Origin of the sequence: Chryseobacterium lathyri (assembly GCF_019970085.1) — a bacterium.
Taxonomy (GTDB): domain Bacteria; phylum Bacteroidota; class Bacteroidia; order Flavobacteriales; family Weeksellaceae; genus Chryseobacterium; species Chryseobacterium lathyri.
Genome location: NZ_JAHXYG010000006.1, coordinates 315,404 through 335,677, shown reverse-complemented (window position 1 = coordinate 335,677; position 20,274 = coordinate 315,404). Strand labels below are relative to the sequence as shown.

Annotated in this window: 12 protein-coding genes; 1 reads left to right on the top strand and 11 read right to left on the bottom strand. The window is 37.9% G+C overall.

Features of this window, described 5'->3' with window-relative positions; all coding sequences use genetic code 11:
• Positions 1-17: 17 nt before the first annotated feature.
• The 4 genes from LC418_RS19835 to tsf all read right to left on the bottom strand — a co-directional run bounded on the left by LC418_RS19835 (position 18) and on the right by tsf (position 10,467).
• Positions 18-3,410 (bottom strand): T9SS type B sorting domain-containing protein, encoded by a 3,393-nt coding sequence (locus LC418_RS19835; RefSeq protein ID WP_223560389.1) that lies wholly within the window; start codon positions 3,408-3,410, stop codon positions 18-20.
• Positions 3,411-3,524: 114 nt separating this feature from the next.
• A complete protein-coding gene (locus LC418_RS19830) occupies positions 3,525-6,368 on the bottom strand; it encodes a T9SS type B sorting domain-containing protein (RefSeq protein WP_223560388.1) in 2,844 nt (947 codons plus the stop codon).
• A gap of 137 nt (positions 6,369-6,505) precedes the next feature.
• Positions 6,506-9,361 (bottom strand): T9SS type B sorting domain-containing protein, encoded by a 2,856-nt coding sequence (locus LC418_RS19825; protein WP_223560387.1) that lies wholly within the window; start codon positions 9,359-9,361, stop codon positions 6,506-6,508.
• Between the two features lie 278 nt (positions 9,362-9,639).
• Positions 9,640-10,467: a translation elongation factor Ts gene (gene tsf, locus LC418_RS19820; protein WP_111955588.1), complete on the bottom strand. Its 828-nt coding sequence runs from the start codon at positions 10,465-10,467 to the stop codon at positions 9,640-9,642.
• Positions 10,468-10,611: 144 nt separating this feature from the next.
• On the opposite strand from tsf, the gene LC418_RS19815 reads away from it, so the two are divergent.
• Positions 10,612-11,370, top strand: coding sequence for a DUF6759 domain-containing protein (locus LC418_RS19815; protein ID WP_111955586.1), 759 nt, complete (start codon positions 10,612-10,614; stop codon positions 11,368-11,370).
• Between the two features lie 62 nt (positions 11,371-11,432).
• Here LC418_RS19815 and LC418_RS19810 read toward each other — a convergent pair whose 3' ends face one another.
• The 7 genes from LC418_RS19810 to LC418_RS19780 all read right to left on the bottom strand — a co-directional run bounded on the left by LC418_RS19810 (position 11,433) and on the right by LC418_RS19780 (position 20,256).
• Complete coding sequence (locus LC418_RS19810; protein ID WP_111955584.1) at positions 11,433-12,389, bottom strand: acetyl-CoA carboxylase carboxyltransferase subunit alpha; 957 nt, start codon at positions 12,387-12,389, stop codon at positions 11,433-11,435.
• Between the two features lie 48 nt (positions 12,390-12,437).
• The gene (gene gltX, locus LC418_RS19805) at positions 12,438-14,165 is read right to left on the bottom strand and encodes a glutamate--tRNA ligase (RefSeq protein ID WP_223560386.1); all 1,728 of its coding nucleotides are present in this window, start codon (positions 14,163-14,165) and stop codon (positions 12,438-12,440) included.
• 150 nt (positions 14,166-14,315) lie between these two features.
• Positions 14,316-15,221 carry a glycosyltransferase family 2 protein gene (locus LC418_RS19800; protein ID WP_223560385.1) on the bottom strand — a complete coding sequence of 302 codons (906 nt, stop codon included), beginning with the start codon at positions 15,219-15,221 and terminating at the stop codon, positions 14,316-14,318.
• A gap of 33 nt (positions 15,222-15,254) precedes the next feature.
• Positions 15,255-16,769, bottom strand: coding sequence for a hypothetical protein (locus tag LC418_RS19795; protein WP_223560384.1), 1,515 nt, complete (start codon positions 16,767-16,769; stop codon positions 15,255-15,257).
• A gap of 20 nt (positions 16,770-16,789) precedes the next feature.
• A complete protein-coding gene (locus LC418_RS19790; RefSeq protein WP_111955576.1) occupies positions 16,790-18,028 on the bottom strand; it encodes a glycosyltransferase family 61 protein in 1,239 nt (412 codons plus the stop codon).
• A gap of 51 nt (positions 18,029-18,079) precedes the next feature.
• A complete protein-coding gene (locus tag LC418_RS19785; protein WP_223560383.1) occupies positions 18,080-19,282 on the bottom strand; it encodes a glycosyltransferase family 4 protein in 1,203 nt (400 codons plus the stop codon).
• Positions 19,279-20,256 carry a WaaS/CpsH family glycosyltransferase gene (locus LC418_RS19780; RefSeq protein WP_223560382.1) on the bottom strand — a complete coding sequence of 326 codons (978 nt, stop codon included), beginning with the start codon at positions 20,254-20,256 and terminating at the stop codon, positions 19,279-19,281. The genes LC418_RS19785 and LC418_RS19780 overlap by 4 nt, the downstream gene beginning before the upstream one ends.
• Positions 20,257-20,274 lie beyond the last annotated feature (18 nt).

Genomic DNA, 20,274 nt, shown 5'->3' with positions numbered 1-20,274 from the left:
GAACTAAAATCATTTCGTTATTTACGTTTTACCAGTAGCCAGCTTGTATATTTTATAGGAATAGAGGTGCCAAATTCTGTCCAGGATATGAAATACCAGTAGGTAGCGGTTGGTACAGGCCTTCCGCCCATGGTTCCGTCCCAGGTATACCGGTTGCTTGGGCTTCCTCTGAAGATTTCTGCCCCATAACGGTCAAATATTCTGAATTCCAGGTTCGTATTACTCATTAAAGCGGAATAGTCTATCACATCATTGTGTCCGTCACTGTTAGGAGTAATGGTATTGATGAGATTGATGATGGCAAATGCTTTTTCTACTTCACCACACAGCTTAGAGTCTCTTACAAAGACCTTGTGAGCTCCTCTTGGCACATTGTTGAACACATTTGAGCTCTGCCAGCTTACTCCGTCCAGAGAATATTCATATGGAGGTACACCGCCGCTTACACCCACCGTTACTGTAGATCCGTTGATTTCAAGAGAGGTAATAACCGGGAGAGGTGATTCTATAACATTAACATATTGCTTGTAAACACAACCATTGAATGTAAGCTCCACCCAGTAGTTCCCCACAGGAACATTGGAAATAGAAGGAGAAGTGGCTCCCGTACTCCAGAGGTATTTTTCAAACCCGGGACCTGCATCTAATGTAGTGGTAGCTTTTAGACAGATGATCTTGTCTTTTAAAATATCAGATTTCTTAGGGGCTTTAACGGTGATTTTAATAGAACCAACCTCAGGACAGACCCCATTTTTCTCAAATCTGATATAAAAGGTCTGGGTACCTGTAATATTAACGGTTGCTGATATAGGATTAGTGTCATTCTGGGCATCAGCTAAACTTCCATGGAAAGTATAAGTTACATTTGGATCTGCTGTAAACTGTGGAATAAACTGTGCAAGATCAATCGCCTTTATTCCGTCAAGATCATCATCACAAATGCTTGTTACGGCTGTATGTGTTAATAAAGGAATACGGGCTCCTATGCTGAACTGTAAAGGTTTCACAACAACAGCACAGCCATCAGGAGATTCAACCCTGATGTAAATGGTTGTTGTGGCTGTATAGCTCCAGTTATTAGGAAGGGTATTGTTGTTTCCTGCATTGGCATCAGCAAGAGATGCGTAATATCTTACGTTGGTAAAGTAACTGGGATTATTCAGTACAATGCCTGTTATACTGGATAAAGTAACGGTGACAGTTCCATCCATATTGTCATCACAGAAAATACCGTTATAATTGTTCGGTACAATAGCTACGTTATATAAAGAAAGGGTGATTTGGGCAATACTTTTACAGCCCAGATTATTTTTTACGACAGCATATACAATGGTGCCGTCTGGTGCGGTATAGGCATTCGTCGAAGTGATAAGGGCTCCCGGGTTTTCTGTCTGCGCATCAGCTAAGGTAGGGTAATAGGTAATAGTTACCGGTGAGTTATTGGTTACATTGGCGGAAGTAAGGTTAAAAGTTCCCTGGCCATTAATATTACAGGCATGTAATGTAGCATTTGTTACGATAAGAGCCAGAACATTAACGGTGACGGTTACTGTTTCACAGTCCGTAAAAACAGGATCATCTCCACAGAAAGTATAGGTAAAAGTATCTGTCCCCGTACTTCCTGGAGTATTAACAGTATAAGTAATGATTCCGGTTACAGGATCGATTACAGCTGTTCCCAGTGTAGGAGCATTCACAATGGCTACCGTAGAAGGGACGGGTGTTTGTGCAGAGCTGCTGAATGTAGGGGTTATCGTTTTTGTGCTGCAGACATTATAGGTGGTGGCAGTCAGTTTGGTGCAATTAAGTACTTTAAACTGTTCTGTCACCAAAGGTGCACATTTCCCCATCGTCACAGAACAGGTGTAATATCCGGACTGTGTGGGGCTAATGGATGATCCTGTGGCTCCGGGAATAAGAGTTCCGTTTACATACCACTGATAAGTATCGTAAATAACAGGATCTACCGTAAGTACAATGCCGGGAGCACAGCCTCCTCCTGAGCTTAAAATAACGGGCTGTGTAGGAAAGCCTGCAAAAAAACCTCCATATCCTACAGCATTACTCCCTGCATTAATTCCCGCGGTGATTGCCTTGTCAGAAACTATAGTGATTGTGCCGGTAACATTAGGAATACCGTATGTAACCCAGTTGGCGGTGCCTGTCATATTGAACGGACCTGTTGTTGCCGGTGGAACAGCGCCGTTTACCGTGACATTGGCTCCTTTTTCTGTAATAAGATTCAGCTTTGTTGGAATATTAAGGATTCCTGAAGGGTTGGCGGTTGAATGAACAAAATTCTCATCAATAAAACCTAATTCATTAATCTGTTTGGGAAGATAGCAGTTCAGTGCCGGAATAAAATTGAATCCGCCGGTTGCTACTTCACTTCCTGAAACGGAATCTCCGGCAAGAATCTGATAGACATAAGCATTTTTGGATGTTTTAAGGTAAAGGTTATAATGGACGCCTGCCTGTAGTTTAAACTTTGAATCAGGAATAATAAAATATTGTCCTGCATTTATAGTAGTAAGGGGAGGAATTTCATCATTGACAAAGATCTGTGTATTATTCTCAGTAGCAATAACAATAGCTCCTTCCATATGGGACCCAATTCTGCCGTTTCCCTTTACCAAAGCAAACTCAGTTCCAAGCCTTTCGACAGGAACAGCCTGATCCATTAAAATATCAGAGCTTGAAGGGTAGTTTCCTGCATATTGACCGTTGAAATTTCCGTTGGTAATATTGACTGGTTTATTGGCAGTGATCTTAGCTCCAATGAAACCGTCAGTGTTTATTGTACCCACCCCGTCTATAATGTATGACTGTCCTTTATTAAGAGTAAAAGTCATTGTAGGGTTTGTGGTTCCGGTAGTACCGTTCGAGAACTGTACGGTTGGCTTATATCCACTGACTGTAACTATTGTATTGTCCTCTGTTGCAAGGACGCTGGCCATAAAGTTTAAGATATAATTACTGACTGTAATAGGAGCATTTGCCACGTAAAAATTTTTTCCTGTAGAAGGTATTCCTTTAGAAGTAATAATTTCAGCATGGTTGAATACAGAAAACCTGAGATTAGCATAAAAAGGAAATTCTGCTTTTAGATATAGTCCTTTCGTTGTAGGAGTAAACAGATCTGCCTGAAGGGTAGTGATAATATATTTCCTTAATACATCAAATTTCTGGGGATTATTTTTACTGATGGTTACCGTACCGATAAGTACATTGTTATTATAAATATTTACTGGGAAAGGAGTTGTTCTGTTTGTCGATAAGTATAATTTCTGATATGGATTAGAACTTATGCTTCTATCCATCATGGGTGCAAACCAATGTTCCCTGTCCAACTGTGCGAAGGCAAAGGCGAAAAAACAAAATATAAACAAAAAAGATAAATTTTTTTTCATTCAGCAGAGGGAGTTTAACACAAATTTAATAATAAAATGGATTTATACGTCGAAAAAGTAATAAAAAAACCGCGATGATAAAACCGCGGTTTGGGAAGTTGTATTTTTCAGCGTTTACTCTCTGCTTTTGACAAGAATCCAACCTGTATATTTTACAGCAGTCTGTTTGCCAGCAGGTTCATTCCAATGGATCTCAAACCAGTAATTTCCGGTAGAAACTCTTTTGCTTCCGCCTAAAGTTCCGTTCCATTTATAGCCATTTGATTTATCTCCCTGGAATATTTTGCTTCCATATCGGTCAAAAATGGTGAATTCCAAATTCTTTTTGCCTGATAATAATGAATAATCGAGGACATCATTGACCCCGTCTTCATTAGGGGTAATAGCATTGATCAGATTAGGAATGGTAATTTCTACTTTTATTGGATCGCAGTTATAACTGTCTTTCACATATACTGCAGGTGTCCCTCTTGCCACATCTGTGAATATGTTGGTATCCTGCCATTGGATATTGTCCAGTGAGTACTGGTATGGAGGAGTTCCGCTTATTGCATAAACGGTAACTGTGGTATTTGAAATGTCAATATTGGAAACAACCGGCTGTTCGGAAGCATACACCTTCACAGTCTGAAGCGTTACACAATCGCCCGTTTTCAATTTTACCCAATAAGTTCCTACACCAACATTCTGGATGGACTGTGTTGTAGCACCTGTGCTCCATTCGTAGCCATTGAAACCAGGTCCGGCATCCAATGTTGTTTTGTCTTCTATACAAATAATCTTATCAACAAGAACAGTAGACTTTACAGGGGGAAGAACGGTAAGTGAAACCTCTGCAATTCTGTAGCAACCGTTTGCATTGATTACTTTTACATACGCAACTCCGGTAGGAGCAATATAAGTTGCTGGATTTAAGATTTCATTCGTACTGTTGTCCGCATCTGTAGGAGAAGGATAATATTTCTTGGTTACTCCCGGCTGTACAGTTACTGAAGCGTTAGTAAGGTTAAATAATCCTGTCGCTGGATTCGCTTCCAGATAACAGGTTCTTAAAGAAGCATTATTAACAATAGGACTCTCAGAAACCGTTAAATTTAATGTTACCTCCTCACAATCTGTAAAGTCAGGATTATTTCCACAAAACTTATAAACAAATGAGTCCGGTCCTACATAAGTATAGGCAGGGGCATAGCTTATCACCCCTGTCACGGGGTCAACTACAGCATTACCATTAACAGGAGGTGTAACGATGATTACACTGCCTGGTACCACAGATTGTGTTGAATTTGTAAATGTTGGAACAATCAGCTTAACGCCGTCGCAAACCGTTTCATTCAATGTAGTTTCCGTAAGGCAAGTAAATACTTTATACACGGGAGTAGTTATTGGCGGACATGAGCCTACCGTGATCTTTACAGTATAGTTACCCGATTGTGTCGGAATATAAGAGTTGGCTACAGCTCCGGTAATGGGAGTGCTATCTCTGTACCACTGGTAAGAATCAAAGCTGTCATCCACTTCCAGAACAATTCCAGGAATACAGTCGCCGGTCTGTTTGGCAATAACCGGAATGGAGGAAAATCCTGCGAAATATCCACCATATCCTACCACGCCACTTCCTCCGGAGATTCCTGCTGTTACAGCTTTTGAAGAGGTTATTGTTACGTTTCCTGTAACATTCGGTACAGAATAAGATACCCATGATGAAGTTCCAGAGACAGGATAGGGTCCCTGAGCAGCAGGAGGGGTAGCACCGTTAACAGTAACTGCGGCTCCTGTTTCTGTCAGGATATTTAATTTAACATTGTTGGTTGTAGGGGGAAGGATGTTAATATTTCCTATTTCATCAATTCTTCTTGGAAGATAGCAGTTCAAAGGTGGGATATAATTGAATCCAATTGTTGCGTTACTTGTTGCAACACCTGCTAATAGCTGGTACACGTAAACATTTTTTGTTGTTTTAATGTACATATTGTAGTGGTTATTACCCTGATTGATGTAATTGGTATTGGATAACTTATTCACTCTGTAGCTTTCTCCTTCATTCAATGTGATTACCGGAGTTGCGCCATTGTTAATGAATACCTGGGTACCGCCTTCTGTAGCAACAATTAACGCATCCTCCATTCTTTCACTGATATCTCCGTTTCCTTTTACAAGAACGAATTCATTTCCCAGTCTGTCTGTAGGAACAGATTGGTCCATGACAATATCTGCTCCATCAAAAAAACCACCCGGCGGAATAATAGCGAATTGGCCATTAAAATTTCCGTTAGTTACAGAAATCGGTTTATCAGCCTCTATTTTGGCACCGATAAAACCTTCTTTATTTCCGGCTCTATCGCCAATCCCTTCAATGATATAAGACTGGCCTTTATTGAGGGTAAAAGTCAGAGTTGGATTGCTTACACCCGTCCATCCGTTGGTAAATATAACGTCGGGAGAGTAATCCGAAACAGTAACGATAGTATTATCCTCTGTAGCCATCACACCGGTAGTAAAATTCAGTGCAACTATAGGATTTTCTATGGGCGAAACTACCGCATAAAATTTCTTGCCGATCCCTGCTTTTCCTTTAGATGTCAGGATTTCTCCATGACTGCTTACGGAAAACCTTAAGGTGGCGAAATAAGGTTTTGTACCTTTTGTATATATCCCTTTGCTTACCGGAACGAAAAGTTCAGAAGTATTGCTGGTAATAATGCTCCCTAAAGGAATGATAAATGTCTGAGGGGCCCCTTTGGAAACCGTTACTGTTCCCAGCAGGACGTTATTACTGTAAATTTCCACAGGAAATGGAGTGGTAGAATCCGTGGAGAAATATAAAGCCTGCTGTGGATTGACAACATTGGTGCTCCGTGCCGCCATCGGAGCAAACCAATGCTCCGTATCTCTTTGTGCAAAAAGTGGATTAGCTGTTATAAACAGCAATAGAAAAGTTAGTAAAAATATTTTCATTTATATGGGAATTAGGATTGTCGCAAAAATAGGAGAATATTTCATTTGGAATTATAAAATATGTATAAAATATTGATTTTTGATCAAAAAAAACCGCGATTTCAAATCGCGGTTAATTATTTATTGTTTAAAATGGTTTATTCAATGTTTTTTACTAAAATCCATCCTGTATAGTGAATAGGAGTTTTTTCTTTGTTGGTTTCATTCCAGTTGATATGATACCAATAGGTTCCTGTTACCAGCTTTTTGTCATAATGTTTTCCATCCCATTTGTAATTATTGAATTTGTTTCCGGTAAATACCATATTTCCGTATCTGTCATAAATTACAAAAGAAAGGTTTTCCTTATAAGCTAAATCACTATAGTCAATAAAGTCATTTTTATTATCACCATTAGGAGTAATGGCGTTTAATAAATTAGGAACCGTTACTTCTACTGATGTAGGATCGCAATTGTAAGCGTCCTTCACGTAGAAAGTATGTTGGCCTCTTGTTAGTCCTGTGAATACATTAGAATCCTGCCAGTTGGATGGCGAATCTACCGCAAATTTGTATGGGGCTTTTCCTCCGTTTATAACCACTGTTGCTGTAGTGTTAGAAATTTCGATCTTGGTAATTACCGGATCTTCAGCTTTTTTTACTCTTACAATCTGTGGCAGCAGGCATCCGTTTTTGCCCAGAACTACAGTATATTCTCCAATACCTACATTTTGAATGGAAGGCGTTGTTGCTCCGGTACTCCATAGATAAGAGTCATATCCAGGACCTGCATCCAGACTTGTTGTTCCGTCCGCACAGATATACTGGTCAACAAGAATTGGCGATTTTTTTATAGGAAGAGCAATCAGCTGAATTTTTGCATTCGCTGTACACCCTTCGTTAGTGGTAACTTTTACATACACAAATCCTCCAGCAGACGGATAGTTCTGAGGGACTGTGATCTCGTTAGTTCCTGCAGTAAGATCGGCCAATGTAGGATAGTATTTTTTAACTACTGCATTATAGTCAGTAACGCTGGCTTTAGTAAGATCAAAATAAGCATATGGATCTACATCATATTGACATGCCTTGAGTATTGCATCTCTCACTACGAAAGGGACTACGGTAAGATTTAAAGTAACCTGCTCACAATCTATAAATTCAGTAGCATTACCACAGAATTTATAAACGATCTGATCTGCACCATAATAGTTGGCCGTAGGAGTGTAGGTAATCGTTCCGTTTGAATTTATTACAGCTGTACCATGTGCTGGCGGAGTAATAATCACCAGTGTACCTGGTACAGGAGTCTGTGTTGAAGATGTGAATGCCGGTGTAATAACCTTCGTAGAACATGCATTCAGTGTTTGTGTCGTAAGTTTTAAACAGGTAAATACCTTATAGATTGGGGTAGTAACAGGGGGACATGTACCCATTGTTACTTTTACCGTATAGTTTCCAGAAGTTGTAGGGGAAAATGTATTGGTCGTTGCCCCCGCGATAGCTGTTCCGTTCAGGAACCACTGGTACCCTTCATAAGTATCATCCACTTCAAGTACAATACCGGGAGCACATTCTCCGGAACGCTTGGTAATTACCGGAATTGAAGAGAATCCCGCAAAATACCCACCATATCCTACAGCACCACTTCCTGCAGAAATACCTGCGGTAACTGCTTTTGTTGAAATAACAGTAACGTTCCCTGTAATATTAGGAATAGAATAAGATACCCATGCTGTAGTTCCTGTTGCGGAGAAAGGACCCTGTGTAGTTGGAGGGATGACTCCATTTACGGTTACAGTCGCTCCTGTCTCAGTAAGTATGTTTAGTTTCACGTTTTTTGTACCACTGGAAAAAGTTTCAGGGAGTTCATTGATCAATCCTATCTCATCGATTTTTTTTGGAAGGAAACAGTTCAAAGGTGGGATGTAATTGAATCCTTCTGTTGCCGTACTGTTTGGAAGACCAGCCAAAAGCTGATAAACATATGCATTTTTAGAGGTTTTGATGTGCATATTGAAGTGGGAACTTCCCTGATCAATGTATGGGAATACATAGGTATTGTTTGGTCCCTGGCCTACTCTTACCCATTCTCCTTCATTCAGGGTTTGGATAGGAGTGGTAGATCCGTTAAGAAAAACCTGAGTATCATTTTCAGTTGCGATAATCATTGCGTCTTCATCCCCGTCATTGTTGTCTCCGTTTCCTTTTACAAGAACGAATTCATTTCCTAGCCTATCTACAGGAACGGATTGGTCCATAATAATATCAGAACCTCCGGATCCTGCGCTTGGAGGCAGGGCAAACTGACCATTAAAATTTCCGTTTGTAAGTGATATAGGTTTGTCGGATTCTATTTTGGCACCGATAAAGCCAGTGGCATTAGCACCCGTATTATCCCGGCCTTCGATAATATATGCCTGCCCTTTATTAAGGGTAAATGTCATTGTTGGATTTGTGGTTCCTGTAGTACCGTTGGTAAACTGAAGGCCTGCATTATAGCCTGAAACTGTAACGTGAGTATTGTCCTCAGTAGCTAGAACCCCTGCAGTGAAATTTACATAAGTAATAGACTGTCCGGTCATTGGAGTAGAAGCAGCATAGAATTTCTTCCCGATTCCTGCTTTCCCCTTAGAGGTTAATATTTCTCCATGGCTGGTAACACTAAATCTGAAATTTACATAATATGGTTTTGTCCCTTTAGTGTAAATTCCTTTACCAATGGGGGTGAACATTTCAGACGGAGCAGAAGTGATCATTTTATCCGTTGTAAGCTCATACACTTTAGGATCACCTTTCATAATGGTTACTGTTCCAAGCAGTGCACCATTGCTGTAAATTTCTACAGGGAAAGGCGTTACTGAGTCTGTAGAAAAATATAAAGCCTGTTTAGGACTGAGCAAAGCGGAGGGTTTTGCTGCCATAGGTGCAAACCAATGCTCTGTATCTCTTTGTGCAAAGAGCGTGTTAATTGATAAAAGAACTAATACTAAGCTGAGTAGAAATCTTTTCATGTGTCTGGAATTAGGATTTATACAAATTTAAAATAATATTTGAAATAGTGTTAAATAAATATAACAAAAGTTAAAAATTAATCATGATTTTTAATTAAAAGCCATCCGTAATATAAAACTGCTAATTTCGTATCAGCCTCTGTACAGATGATCACATCCCGGTAAATATCAGCGGAAGATTTCTTCCGTTTAATTTTCTCTCTATTGTTTTAACTGGCATAACACATAAAAAATCCCGGTGAATTTCACCGGGACCTGTATTATTCTTTGAAAGATGATTAAGCTAAGCTTACTCTTACAAAACCTGTTACTTTAAGGTCTGCATTTACAGATTTTACATAGTCAGCTACAGAAATAGAGCTGTCTTTGATGAAATCCTGGTGTACCAAAGTGTTGTCTTTGTAGAATCTCTGCATTTTACCTTTCAGGATATTGTCGATAATGTTTGCAGGCTTACCTTCTTCAGTAAGTTTATGTCTTTCAATTTCCAATTCTTTGTCGATAGTTTCCTGAGAAACTCTGGTTTCGTCAAGAGCGATTGGGTTCATTGCAGCAGCCTGCATAGAAACAGCTTTAGCCACTTCGTCAGCTCCGTCTACCTTAGCAGAAAGGGCAGTGATAGCAGCGATTTTGTTTCCAGCGTGGATGTAAGCTCCAAGGTAAGGCCCTTCAATTCTTTCGAATGCTCCGATCTCGATTTTCTCACCGATAACTCCTGTCTGCTCGATTAATTTATCAGCAACAGTAAGTCCGTGGAAATCTGTAGCTAAAAGTTCTTCTTTAGTAGCTGCGAAAATAGCCATTTCAGCTAATTCGTAAGCAAGCTCGATGAAAGCTTCGTTTTTAGCAACGAAGTCAGTTTCGCAGTTTAGAGAGATGATCACCCCTAAAGTGTTATCCTCGTTTACTCTGGCGATTACTGCACCTTCAGAAGATTCTCTGTCAGCTCTGTTTGCAGCAACTTTCTGTCCTTTTTTTCTAAGGATATCTACTGCTTTTTCGAAGTCTCCTTCTGCTTCAACTAAAGCTTTCTTGCAGTCCATCATACCTGCACCTGTTTGGTTTCTTAATTTTGCTACGTCTGCAGCAGCTGGTGTATAAGACATAATATGTATTATTTTTTTATTTAAGATTAGTATTAATTTTTAGCTTAATTTTAAAGCAGTGCAAAGATAATGATTTTAATGATAAACTAAAAAATGACTTTTCACGTTATTGATATATTTAATACTATTTTAAAGACCTGATTAATGAAAAAAATCTTTCTACTTATATTTCTATGCATTTTTACCTTAGGTTTCTCCCAAAAAAAGAAAAAATCGAAATCTAAGGCTGTTGTAGAAAAAGAAACGGTAATCATCTATACAGAGCAGGATGCCGAAGCTTCTAAAGAGGCCAGAGTGATCGCCGGTTTTCTGAAACAAAACCCCGGACATGCCAAAACTGATTATTTTAAAAGAAAATTGATTGAAATGATTATGGCCGATAATTCTCCTGAAGCCAAACCTACGATTAAGCCGATCAGTAAAGAGAAAATAGAAAAAATTGTTCAGAATAATGAGCTTAACAGCGGTAAAGTGATAGCGGCCAATAATAAAACATCTGTTGAAAATAAGAACACGGATAAGATAAATGATGCTATAAATGCTTTGAAAGAAGAGAGACTGGCAAGTGTTGGTTCCGCAAGTTCCGCCAAAACTGCCGGGGTTGCCAAATCAGAAGCTAGTGAAGCCCATAAAAAAACGGCAGCAATGCTTACCCACATTTTTAATAATGATATGAATAAGAATGAGGCTTATGTCAATATCAAGAACAGATCAAGCTGTAATCTGATCGTAAAAATAAGTGGAAAAAAATATTATAATCTAACGGTTCCCGCCAAGGGACAGAATTTTATTCTGATAGATAAAGGGGAGTATGTACTGACTACAATGGTGTGTGATGCAAAATATTCTTCGATCAAGAAAGTTACTCAGGATATTGAAATTGCACTCAACGTAGCTGATTAAGATCAATTAAAACTAAACTATAAGTAAAAACGGTTAAGAAATTTTCTTAACCGTTTTTTATTTTATCCTTTAAACTGTCCCATTGCAATGAATTTCTCCTGCCTTTGGGTTTCAAGTTCCTGTCCTGAGAACTTTGAAAAAGCTTTAATATTCTGTAAAATAGAATGCTTAAGGTTCAGATAAGCTACTTCAGGATCATATTGAGCACCTCCAAGGGGTTCTTCAATAATACCGTCGATGAATTTTTCTCTTAAAGCATCTTTCGGGGTAAGGTTTAATGCATTGGCTGCATCTTCCTTATGATCCCAGTTTCTCCATAAAATAGAAGAGCAGCTTTCCGGTGCGATTACAGTGTACCATGTATTTTCAAGCATGTATACTTTATTTCCGACTCCTATTCCCAAAGCTCCGCCACTTGCTCCTTCACCGATAATATAAGTGAAAATAGGAGTTTTAAGTTGAACCATTTCAAAAATATTTCTGGCAATCGCTTCTCCCTGTCCTCTTTCTTCAGCTTCTAATCCAGGATAAGCTCCCGGTGTATCTACTAAAGTCACTACAGGGATTTTGAATTTTTCAGCAAGCTTCATTAGTCGTAAAGCTTTTCTGTATCCTTCAGGATTTGGCATTCCGAATCTTCTGTACTGTCTTTCTTTAGTGGTTCTCCCTTTCTGGGTTCCTATGATCATTATTTTCTGGCCATCCAATGTTGCTAAACCGCCGATCATTGCAGGGTCATCTGCGAAATTTCTGTCACCGTGAAGCTCCAGAAAACTCCCTTTATCTACCATTCCGTTGATATAGTCAATTGTATAAGGACGATCAGGATGGCGGGATAGTTGTACTCTTTGCCAGGGGGTAAGATTTTCGTAGATTTCTTTTTTCTTTTCCAAAATCTTGTCCTCAATCTGGCTGCATGCTAATTTTACATCAACACCACTTTCTTCTCCTACTAAAGAACAAGTCTGAAGTTGATCCATCAGATCTTTTATAGGAAGTTCGAAACTTAAATATTCCATTTCTTGAAGTAAATTAAATCTTTCAAATTTATGAAAAATTATGAAAAACTATTTAAAATTATTGATAGCATTGTTTATTCGGGAGATAGTTTCCTCTTTTCCAATCAGTTCCATGATATCCGGAACGTCAGGACCTTTTAGTTCTCCTACTAAAGATAAACGCAGCGGCATCATTACTTTTCCCATGCCCAGGCCTTTGTTTTCCGCGAAATCGTGAACTGCTTGCTTCAGGATTTCTGAGCTAAATTCAGTGGCAGTAAGATTTTCAGATAATTCCCCTAAAACAGCTGAAGTTTCCTCGTTCCATGCTTTTTTTGATGCTTTTTCATCGTAAGAAACCGGAGCTTTAAAGAAAAATTTTCCGTTTTCATAAATATCTTTAGGAAAGGTAGCTCTTTCTTTCATCAAACCGATGATCTTTACTAACTTTTCATCAGAAACACCGGAAAGGTCAATGTCTGTATTTTTTAACAGCTGCAGAAGCTCGTCGTCCGATTTCATCTGGATATACTGATGGTTGAACCATTCGGATTTCTCCTTGCTGAATCTGGCACCTGCTTTATGTACTTTATGAAGATCAAATTCTTTACCCATTTCTTCCAGTGATAAGATTTCTTTATCATCTGAAGGAGTCCAGCCTAGCAAAGCGACCATATTGATAAATGCATCAGGAAGATATCCGTTTTCTCTGTATCCTTTAGAAACAGCTCCCGTTGAAGGATCTTTGAAGTCCAGCGGAAATACAGGGAATCCAAACTTATCACCGTCTCTTTTGCTTAATTTTCCGGAAAGACCTTTCTTTAAAAACTGTTTTACAGAAGCGGTTAACGGATTATCTTTATCATTTTCGCCCAGCATTGATTTAAATCTCGGGCTTTTTACTTCTGCAAAGAAAGATTTAATAAGCTCTGCTGATTCATCAAAAGAAAACTGGCTGTTTTTCAAAACGAATTCTTCTGCAAAAGATTTTATGATGCTGTCAATATTATCTTTATTAATTAAAGTTGATACATCAGGCTTCAGGATTAAGGAAAGGTGGGCAAACTGAGGCGCTTCCCATCCCATCGCTTCGTATAATAAAGTGTGAAGTCCTAAAGATGGCAGCCATTCTTCACCACGGATCACGTGGGAAATTTCCATTTCGTGGTCATCAATGATGTTGGCAAAATGATAAGTAGGCATTCCATCGTTCTTTACAAGGACTTTATCATCCAGTGTATTGGTATTCACAGAAGAATTTCCTCGGATGATATCCTGAAGGTTTAATGTTCTGTCAACCGGCATTTTAAATCTTACCACATAAGGTGTTTTTTCATCCAGTAACTTCTGAACTTCCTCTTCGGAAAGTGCGACACTGTTTCTGAGACGGTTTCTGGTTTTATTATCATAAGAGAAAACCTCACCGTTGGCTTCAAATTCAGCACGGATGGCATCCAGTTCTTCAGGAGTATCAAAAGCGATATAGGCATAATCTGTTTTCAGGATCTGCGCTGTGTATCTGTCGTAGATGTCTCTTCTTTCAGACTGTCTGTAAGGGGCAAACTTCCCTCCTTTCTTAGGACTTTCATCAGGAACGATTCCGCACCATTCTAAAGCTTCTTCGATATAGTCTTCAGCTCCTTCTACATATCTAGCCGTATCTGTATCTTCGATTCGAAGTACAAATTCACCACCCTGGTTTTTGGCAAAAAGATAATCATATAATGCGGTTCTTACGCCTCCCAAATGCAAAGGTCCGGTAGGACTTGGAGCAAAACGAACTCTTACTTTCCCCATTTCAATAAAAATTTTGTGCAAATTTACTTAAAATTACCCGAGTTCAGGTGAAGAAAATTAAGATTAAAGGGCCGGAAGCTTGAAGAGGGAGGTTGGAAGTTCCTGTTGGGGTTGATATAACTTCTTTCTTCCGTCTTCAAACTTCCTATCTTATTTAAGCATCAGCAGTTTGAAGAATAAGACAGGATTTTTGTACTTAATTCTGTACTTTTCTTTTTTCCACTCTGTTTGCAGCCTTTCTTTTTCAGATTCAGAATCTGTTTCTGATAATAGGATTTCGTATTTGAAATGAATGAGCTTAAGCCTGTATTTTTTATAAAGTTCCTGATCGGCTTTTATGTAATCAATGTATTTATGAGTCACTTTTTCATAAGAATCTTTCATCAGCTTCCAGTTTCTGGAAAGGCTGGTGGACAGGATTCTGTAATAGAATAGTTTCTTATCAATGAATCCAATTTTATAGCCTTTGGAAGTCAGTCTCAGATTCATATCCCAGTCTTCGGTATTGATGTTTTCATCAAATGGATATTTTACAAGAAGTTCTCTTTTTACAAATGTTCCTACATTGGCTGTTTTGTTTTCCGAAACATTTTCATGGAAAAAATTATTAAGCGTGTCCATGATCTGTTTTTTCTCTTTCGGAGTATAGGCATCTGTCATTTTCTCTTCCGACTGATAATATTTATAACCGTCCGAAAGAATAAAGTCTACAGGATTCTTCTCAATATATGATACTTTTTCTGAAAGATGGTCTTCTGTATACCAGTCGTCTCCCGAAAGCAGAGAGATATATTCTCCCGATGCATGAGAAACTGCAATATTAATGTTTTTTGCTACGCCGAAGCTTTCTGTATTTCTGATGATTTTGTAGTGCTTGTCAAACTCTGAAAGAGCCTGTTCTGCATTTTCAAATGTCTTGTCTTGCGAGGCATTATCCAAAAGAATAATTTCATAATTGCGGTAGGTCTGCGAAATGGCGGACAAGCATGCCTGTTCAATGAACTTTTCATGGTTCATGGTGATGATGATGAGGCTTACAAGCGGCGGGTTGTTCATTGTTTAAAGATACTGATTTTAGATAGGATGAGTTTAATTGCTATAAATGGTAAAATATTCTGTCTTCCTGATCGCCTTTTTTTGTTTCATAAGTTCAAGGGTTATTGAACTGACAAAGAAGCCTTTTTTATAGTAATGAAAGAGATTGTTATCTACTGCTATTGGGTTTGTTTTTAATTTTTGAAGCTCAGATTTCCAGCTTGGGTATTCAATGTCCATTTCCCATGACGCACGGTTCAAAAAACTGGTGTTAATAATATCCAAAAGAGGTGAAGCGGGTAAGAATATAATATTTTTATGCACTTTATGTATCCTTTGTGCTTCCAGGATATAAGAATATTCTTTTTCCGAGACCAATAGACCTGAAACTGCCGGGATGTTTTTAATAAAGACATGTTTAGAGGCAAGACTTTCGGAAGCATAAGGATATTTGCTTCTATATATTGAAAAGACGGTTAATATAACTCCCCATAAAAGTATAAAAAATTTGTTCTGCTTTTCTATAAACCTATAAAGAAGAATCAAAATAAAAAAAGCAGGTGTATTATATCCCCACGATATAGAAGAGCACCATCCGAGAAACAGCAATAAAAATATAAATTTATTTTGCCGTTCATACTTTAGAAATAAGATGAATAAGAGAACATACAAAACATAAGCTCCCCTGAATTGACCATCATTAAAAAAAGGATATATGATAAAGACCGGCAATACAGCCATTAATGCTATTTCAAATACTTTTCTATTAATATTTATAAAATAGATCAAGGACAATGAAAGAATATAGAGTATGGTGTGAAAGTTTTTTTCAAAAGAAAAATAAGGAGCTATACAACCTTCGTAAAGATAAGATGGCGATGCAGACTGTAAAACCTGATCTATAAATAAGCTGAAATTTTCAATAATCCGATACTGAAACAATACTGCAATTAAAAATAAAAAAGAAGAAATAAAGAGGTACAGGTCTTTTTTTGTAATCACCAATTTTTTAAACAGATCAAAAAGGATAATTACTGATGCTCCCAGTCCGAAAATCATAAACGATTGCTTGGTAAGAGAAGCGAATACAATAAAAAGGAGTGAACTCAGATACCATTTTTCTTTATAAAACAGCAGCGCAAGGACGGCAAAGAAAATTCCGTCTATAGTATGCCAGGGCATAATGGGGAAGGTATGAAGAAAACATAATACCAGAAATACGGTAGTCTGTAGATCCTTCCTCTCAAAAATAAGCTTCTGTATGGTATAACAAATGACAAAGCTTTCTATAATAACAAAAAACCGGGAAATTAGAATTAAATAATCAAACTGCAGCGGAATAAACTTGAGCAGGTAATCCCAAAAAATGACTCCGAAAAAAGGACGGATAAAATCGAAATCCTTGTAAATAATCTGCCCGGCTTTTAATCTTTCTACTGCAGACAGCTGAAACCCTAAGTCAACCTGATTAATGGAATAAACACTTATAAACGCAAAATATAAACCTGATAAAAATAGTATTCCGTAGGAGAAAATCTGATTTTTATTATAATTGGGTACTAAATTCATATTTTGTAATCGTGATCTGTTTAATCCGTGACTTCTTGCATATTGATTAGCTTATCCAAGTACTGACTAAAAACCTCAGGATCCAGTCTGTAATCTTCATGGAAACCTTCATAATCCTGCGGGTAAATATAAAAATAAAGATCGAAGCCTACTTGCTTAGCTAAGGTAGAAAAAATTGCAAAATCTCCCCATACGGAACTGAACCAACTCAGGCCTTTAGCACCTTGGTTGGCAAATAACACATTCGTCCAGGCTGCACCACTGGGGCCAATAATATATTCGGCATTGTTGACCAGGTAGATTTGTTCATGGATGTTCAGATCTTCAAAAAAGACTTCTTCAAACCCATGCTTTTGTACCAAAGCCAGGATTTCTTCTTCATTATATTTTCTATACTGAGATCTTCTGGAGATAAATATTCTTTTAACTGGCTGAATGCGGACTTTGGCGAGATCCAGATTGTCAAAGGCTGTTTTTCGGAGATATTGGAGCGACGATTTTGATAGTTTTGTAAACCCGGCCTCATAGGTCATACCCGGCATAATATTCGGGACTGCATAATTGTTGCTGGTGATATGCCACAGCTTTTTAAAGCGGTAATAATTTTTTTCGTGGCTGAGGAACATAATTTTATAATCCTTCAAAAAGAACATAAGCAGGTCCTTCAGATTTTCAACCTTCTGTACATCTTCATCTATGATGATCAGCTTATTTTTTGCATCAGGAATATGTTTGAAATACTCAACTTTGGACAGGATATCTACCAGGAAATGATAATAATTGAAAGTAAACGTTCCACCCATGAAAATAGCTTCCTCGTCATAATAAACCTCTTTATAGTTCTTCACCTTGGCAAGAGTCATTGAATGCTGCAAAAGATTGTTGGTATTGTAGACATACGTGATTCTGTCATCGTCATGCCATTTTTCATAGTAGATCTTCTCTTTTTTCAGATCCAAAAAATAAGTGGAATTGGGAATACAGAAAACATTCTGAAGGGCAAAAATCTCTATGGCATTTTTAGGTGTTTTTATAGAAGCTTGAGTCGTAGTATCAAACGTTTTAGGCAGAAACAATTCTGACTCTTCTTTGTCACTGATTGTAATTCTTTCCGTACAGTATTCAGAAGGGATGGAATCTAGCGGTAAAAAATCGGTTACAAGTCTTTTGGCTTTTCTGAAAAAAGACTTGATATAATATTTTTTTCTAAGTGCTTTAAGCTGCTTTTCTAAATTTTCAATTTGTTCCTTCGCATTCATATTCTAAAACTTAGGATGAACTAAGAAGCTCGTTCGTTATTTCCGGAAATATTACAGTTTGTATTTTTCTATAATTTCTGTATAATAACTTATGGTTTCATCCACCATCATATCAATGCCGAATTTAGATTCTATTAATTTTCGTGCATTGACTGATATCCTGTTTCTCAGCTCATCGTCTTCAAAAATAAGACTTATTTTTTCGTGGAAGTTTCCTTCCCCGGCAATCAGCCCATTCGCAGGTTCCTCTATGATTTCTTTAAAGGAATCTATCGCAGAACATACAATAGGTTTCTGCATGGCCATTACCTCGAGCAAAGATAAGCTAAAATTTTCACCTTTAGAGGGGAAACACACCACCTCTGCTTTGCCGATGAGCTGTACAATTTCCTCTCCCGGTTTATTGCCATAGAAATGGATTGAATTCCGGGTCTCCATATCAGGGATGTTCTCAGTGATATAGGCCGGATAATGATTGGGCTTTCCTATGAAATGAAGCGATGCTTCAGGATATTTTTTTTTGAGCTTAATAAAAGCACTGATCAGAGTTTCTGCCCCTTTTTCAAAAGAAACATTTCCCAGAAAAAATACAGATTTGGGAATGATTTCTACATTTTCTACAGGTTTGTAGAACTGTTCATCAATGCCGTTGTAAATGAGTTTCGGATCTTTGATACCAAACAGATTCTTATTGATCTTCTCATTATACCGGGATATCGTAATAATATTTTCGGAACTTTTAAAGGCAGCTTTTTCACAGAAGATTCTTCCCTTATGCACTTTTTTATAGCCAAAATATTTTTCCAGAACAGACCATGAGCCATGGCATCTGATCACATAAGGAATTTCTTTAGGGATGGAAAGTGCCAGACCGTCAAAGTCATGGGTTTCTGCAATGTCAAAATGAAGATTATTCTTACTGATCCAGGAACTGATCTGATTAGAGATGCTTTTTTTCTCGTATAAATAGGTTTTAAAATGAATCTGCTCAAGAATTTTCAGCTTTCCGGTAAAAGACCTCAGCAGTTCAAGAAGAGGATTGGCTTTGAAAATATCTTTGATTGAATGGATCTTTACACCGTTTTCCTCTATATCAAATACATATTTTGAAATCAGGAAAACATGTACTGAGATCCCTCTCTTTACAAGTTCTGCGCATAAATTTTTATAAAAAACGCCTGTTCCGCCTACTTTAGGAGTTCGGGAAGATTTGTATTCCCGGGTTACAATAAGTACATTTTTTATTTCTTTCATGAATTCAGTTTAAATACAGTGTTCACCCAATGGTCGAGAGTATACTTATAATAAACTTCTTCAGGCAGTTTTTCGTATGGTGTAGTGAAAAAATCTTTTTTCAGATTACGGAAATTCTTATCCAGCACCAAAATGTTATTGGGATTATAAAAATCATACGTTTTGATGGTGGGGTTATCAGTAATAATTTTCTTTTCCAGAGCCATGGCTTCAAATATTCTGAAGCTGAGTCCGGTCTGGTCGGCCCGCATCAGGTCAAGGATAACTTTGGTATTCTTATAATAGGCGGGAAGTACGTGATGAGGTATCTTTTTTCTTCCGAACTTTAAAATATCAATATTCTTTTTATCAATGATCTGGTTCAGTTTATTTTTCCAGCCCTTTTTTCCAACCATATACACCTCAAATTTTATTTTCATTGGATGTATACGGTTGATCAACATATTTAGGGCAGAAAGCCTTTTTTGGTCATACGATGTGATGTAAAACAGGTCCAGCTTCGGACGCTGCTTGGATGCCGGAATATGGTCCAAGTAATTATAATTGGTAATCTTTTCGAATCCGAAGTTCTTTACATCTTCATCATCAAAAGAAAATATTGTATCAAAATAATGTAGAAGATGGGTAGCCGGGTTCCGCGCCATGCTGTCATACAGATAGGCAATGTTCCGGTCTGTATATTCTCTGATCTTCTGATGGATGCTTTCGTCAATAGCCTCAGGATTGATGACCAGGATTTGATCCTGTCGTCCTATTTTTTCCAGAGACTCCAGTATGAAACTTTGTCTTTTGTGATATTTTGGATTTTTGCCCAGAAAAATCTTGCTGAACGTGTTTTTTATACGCTCTCCGGTATTTTTGTGGGTAAAGGCTCCGATGTTGATGTGGCATGCTTCAATGCCTTTATCACTCAGTTTTTCCACTATGTGTTCATCATAATTCCAGAAATCGAAGCTGATTAAACAAATTTTCATAATGCAAAAATAAAAATT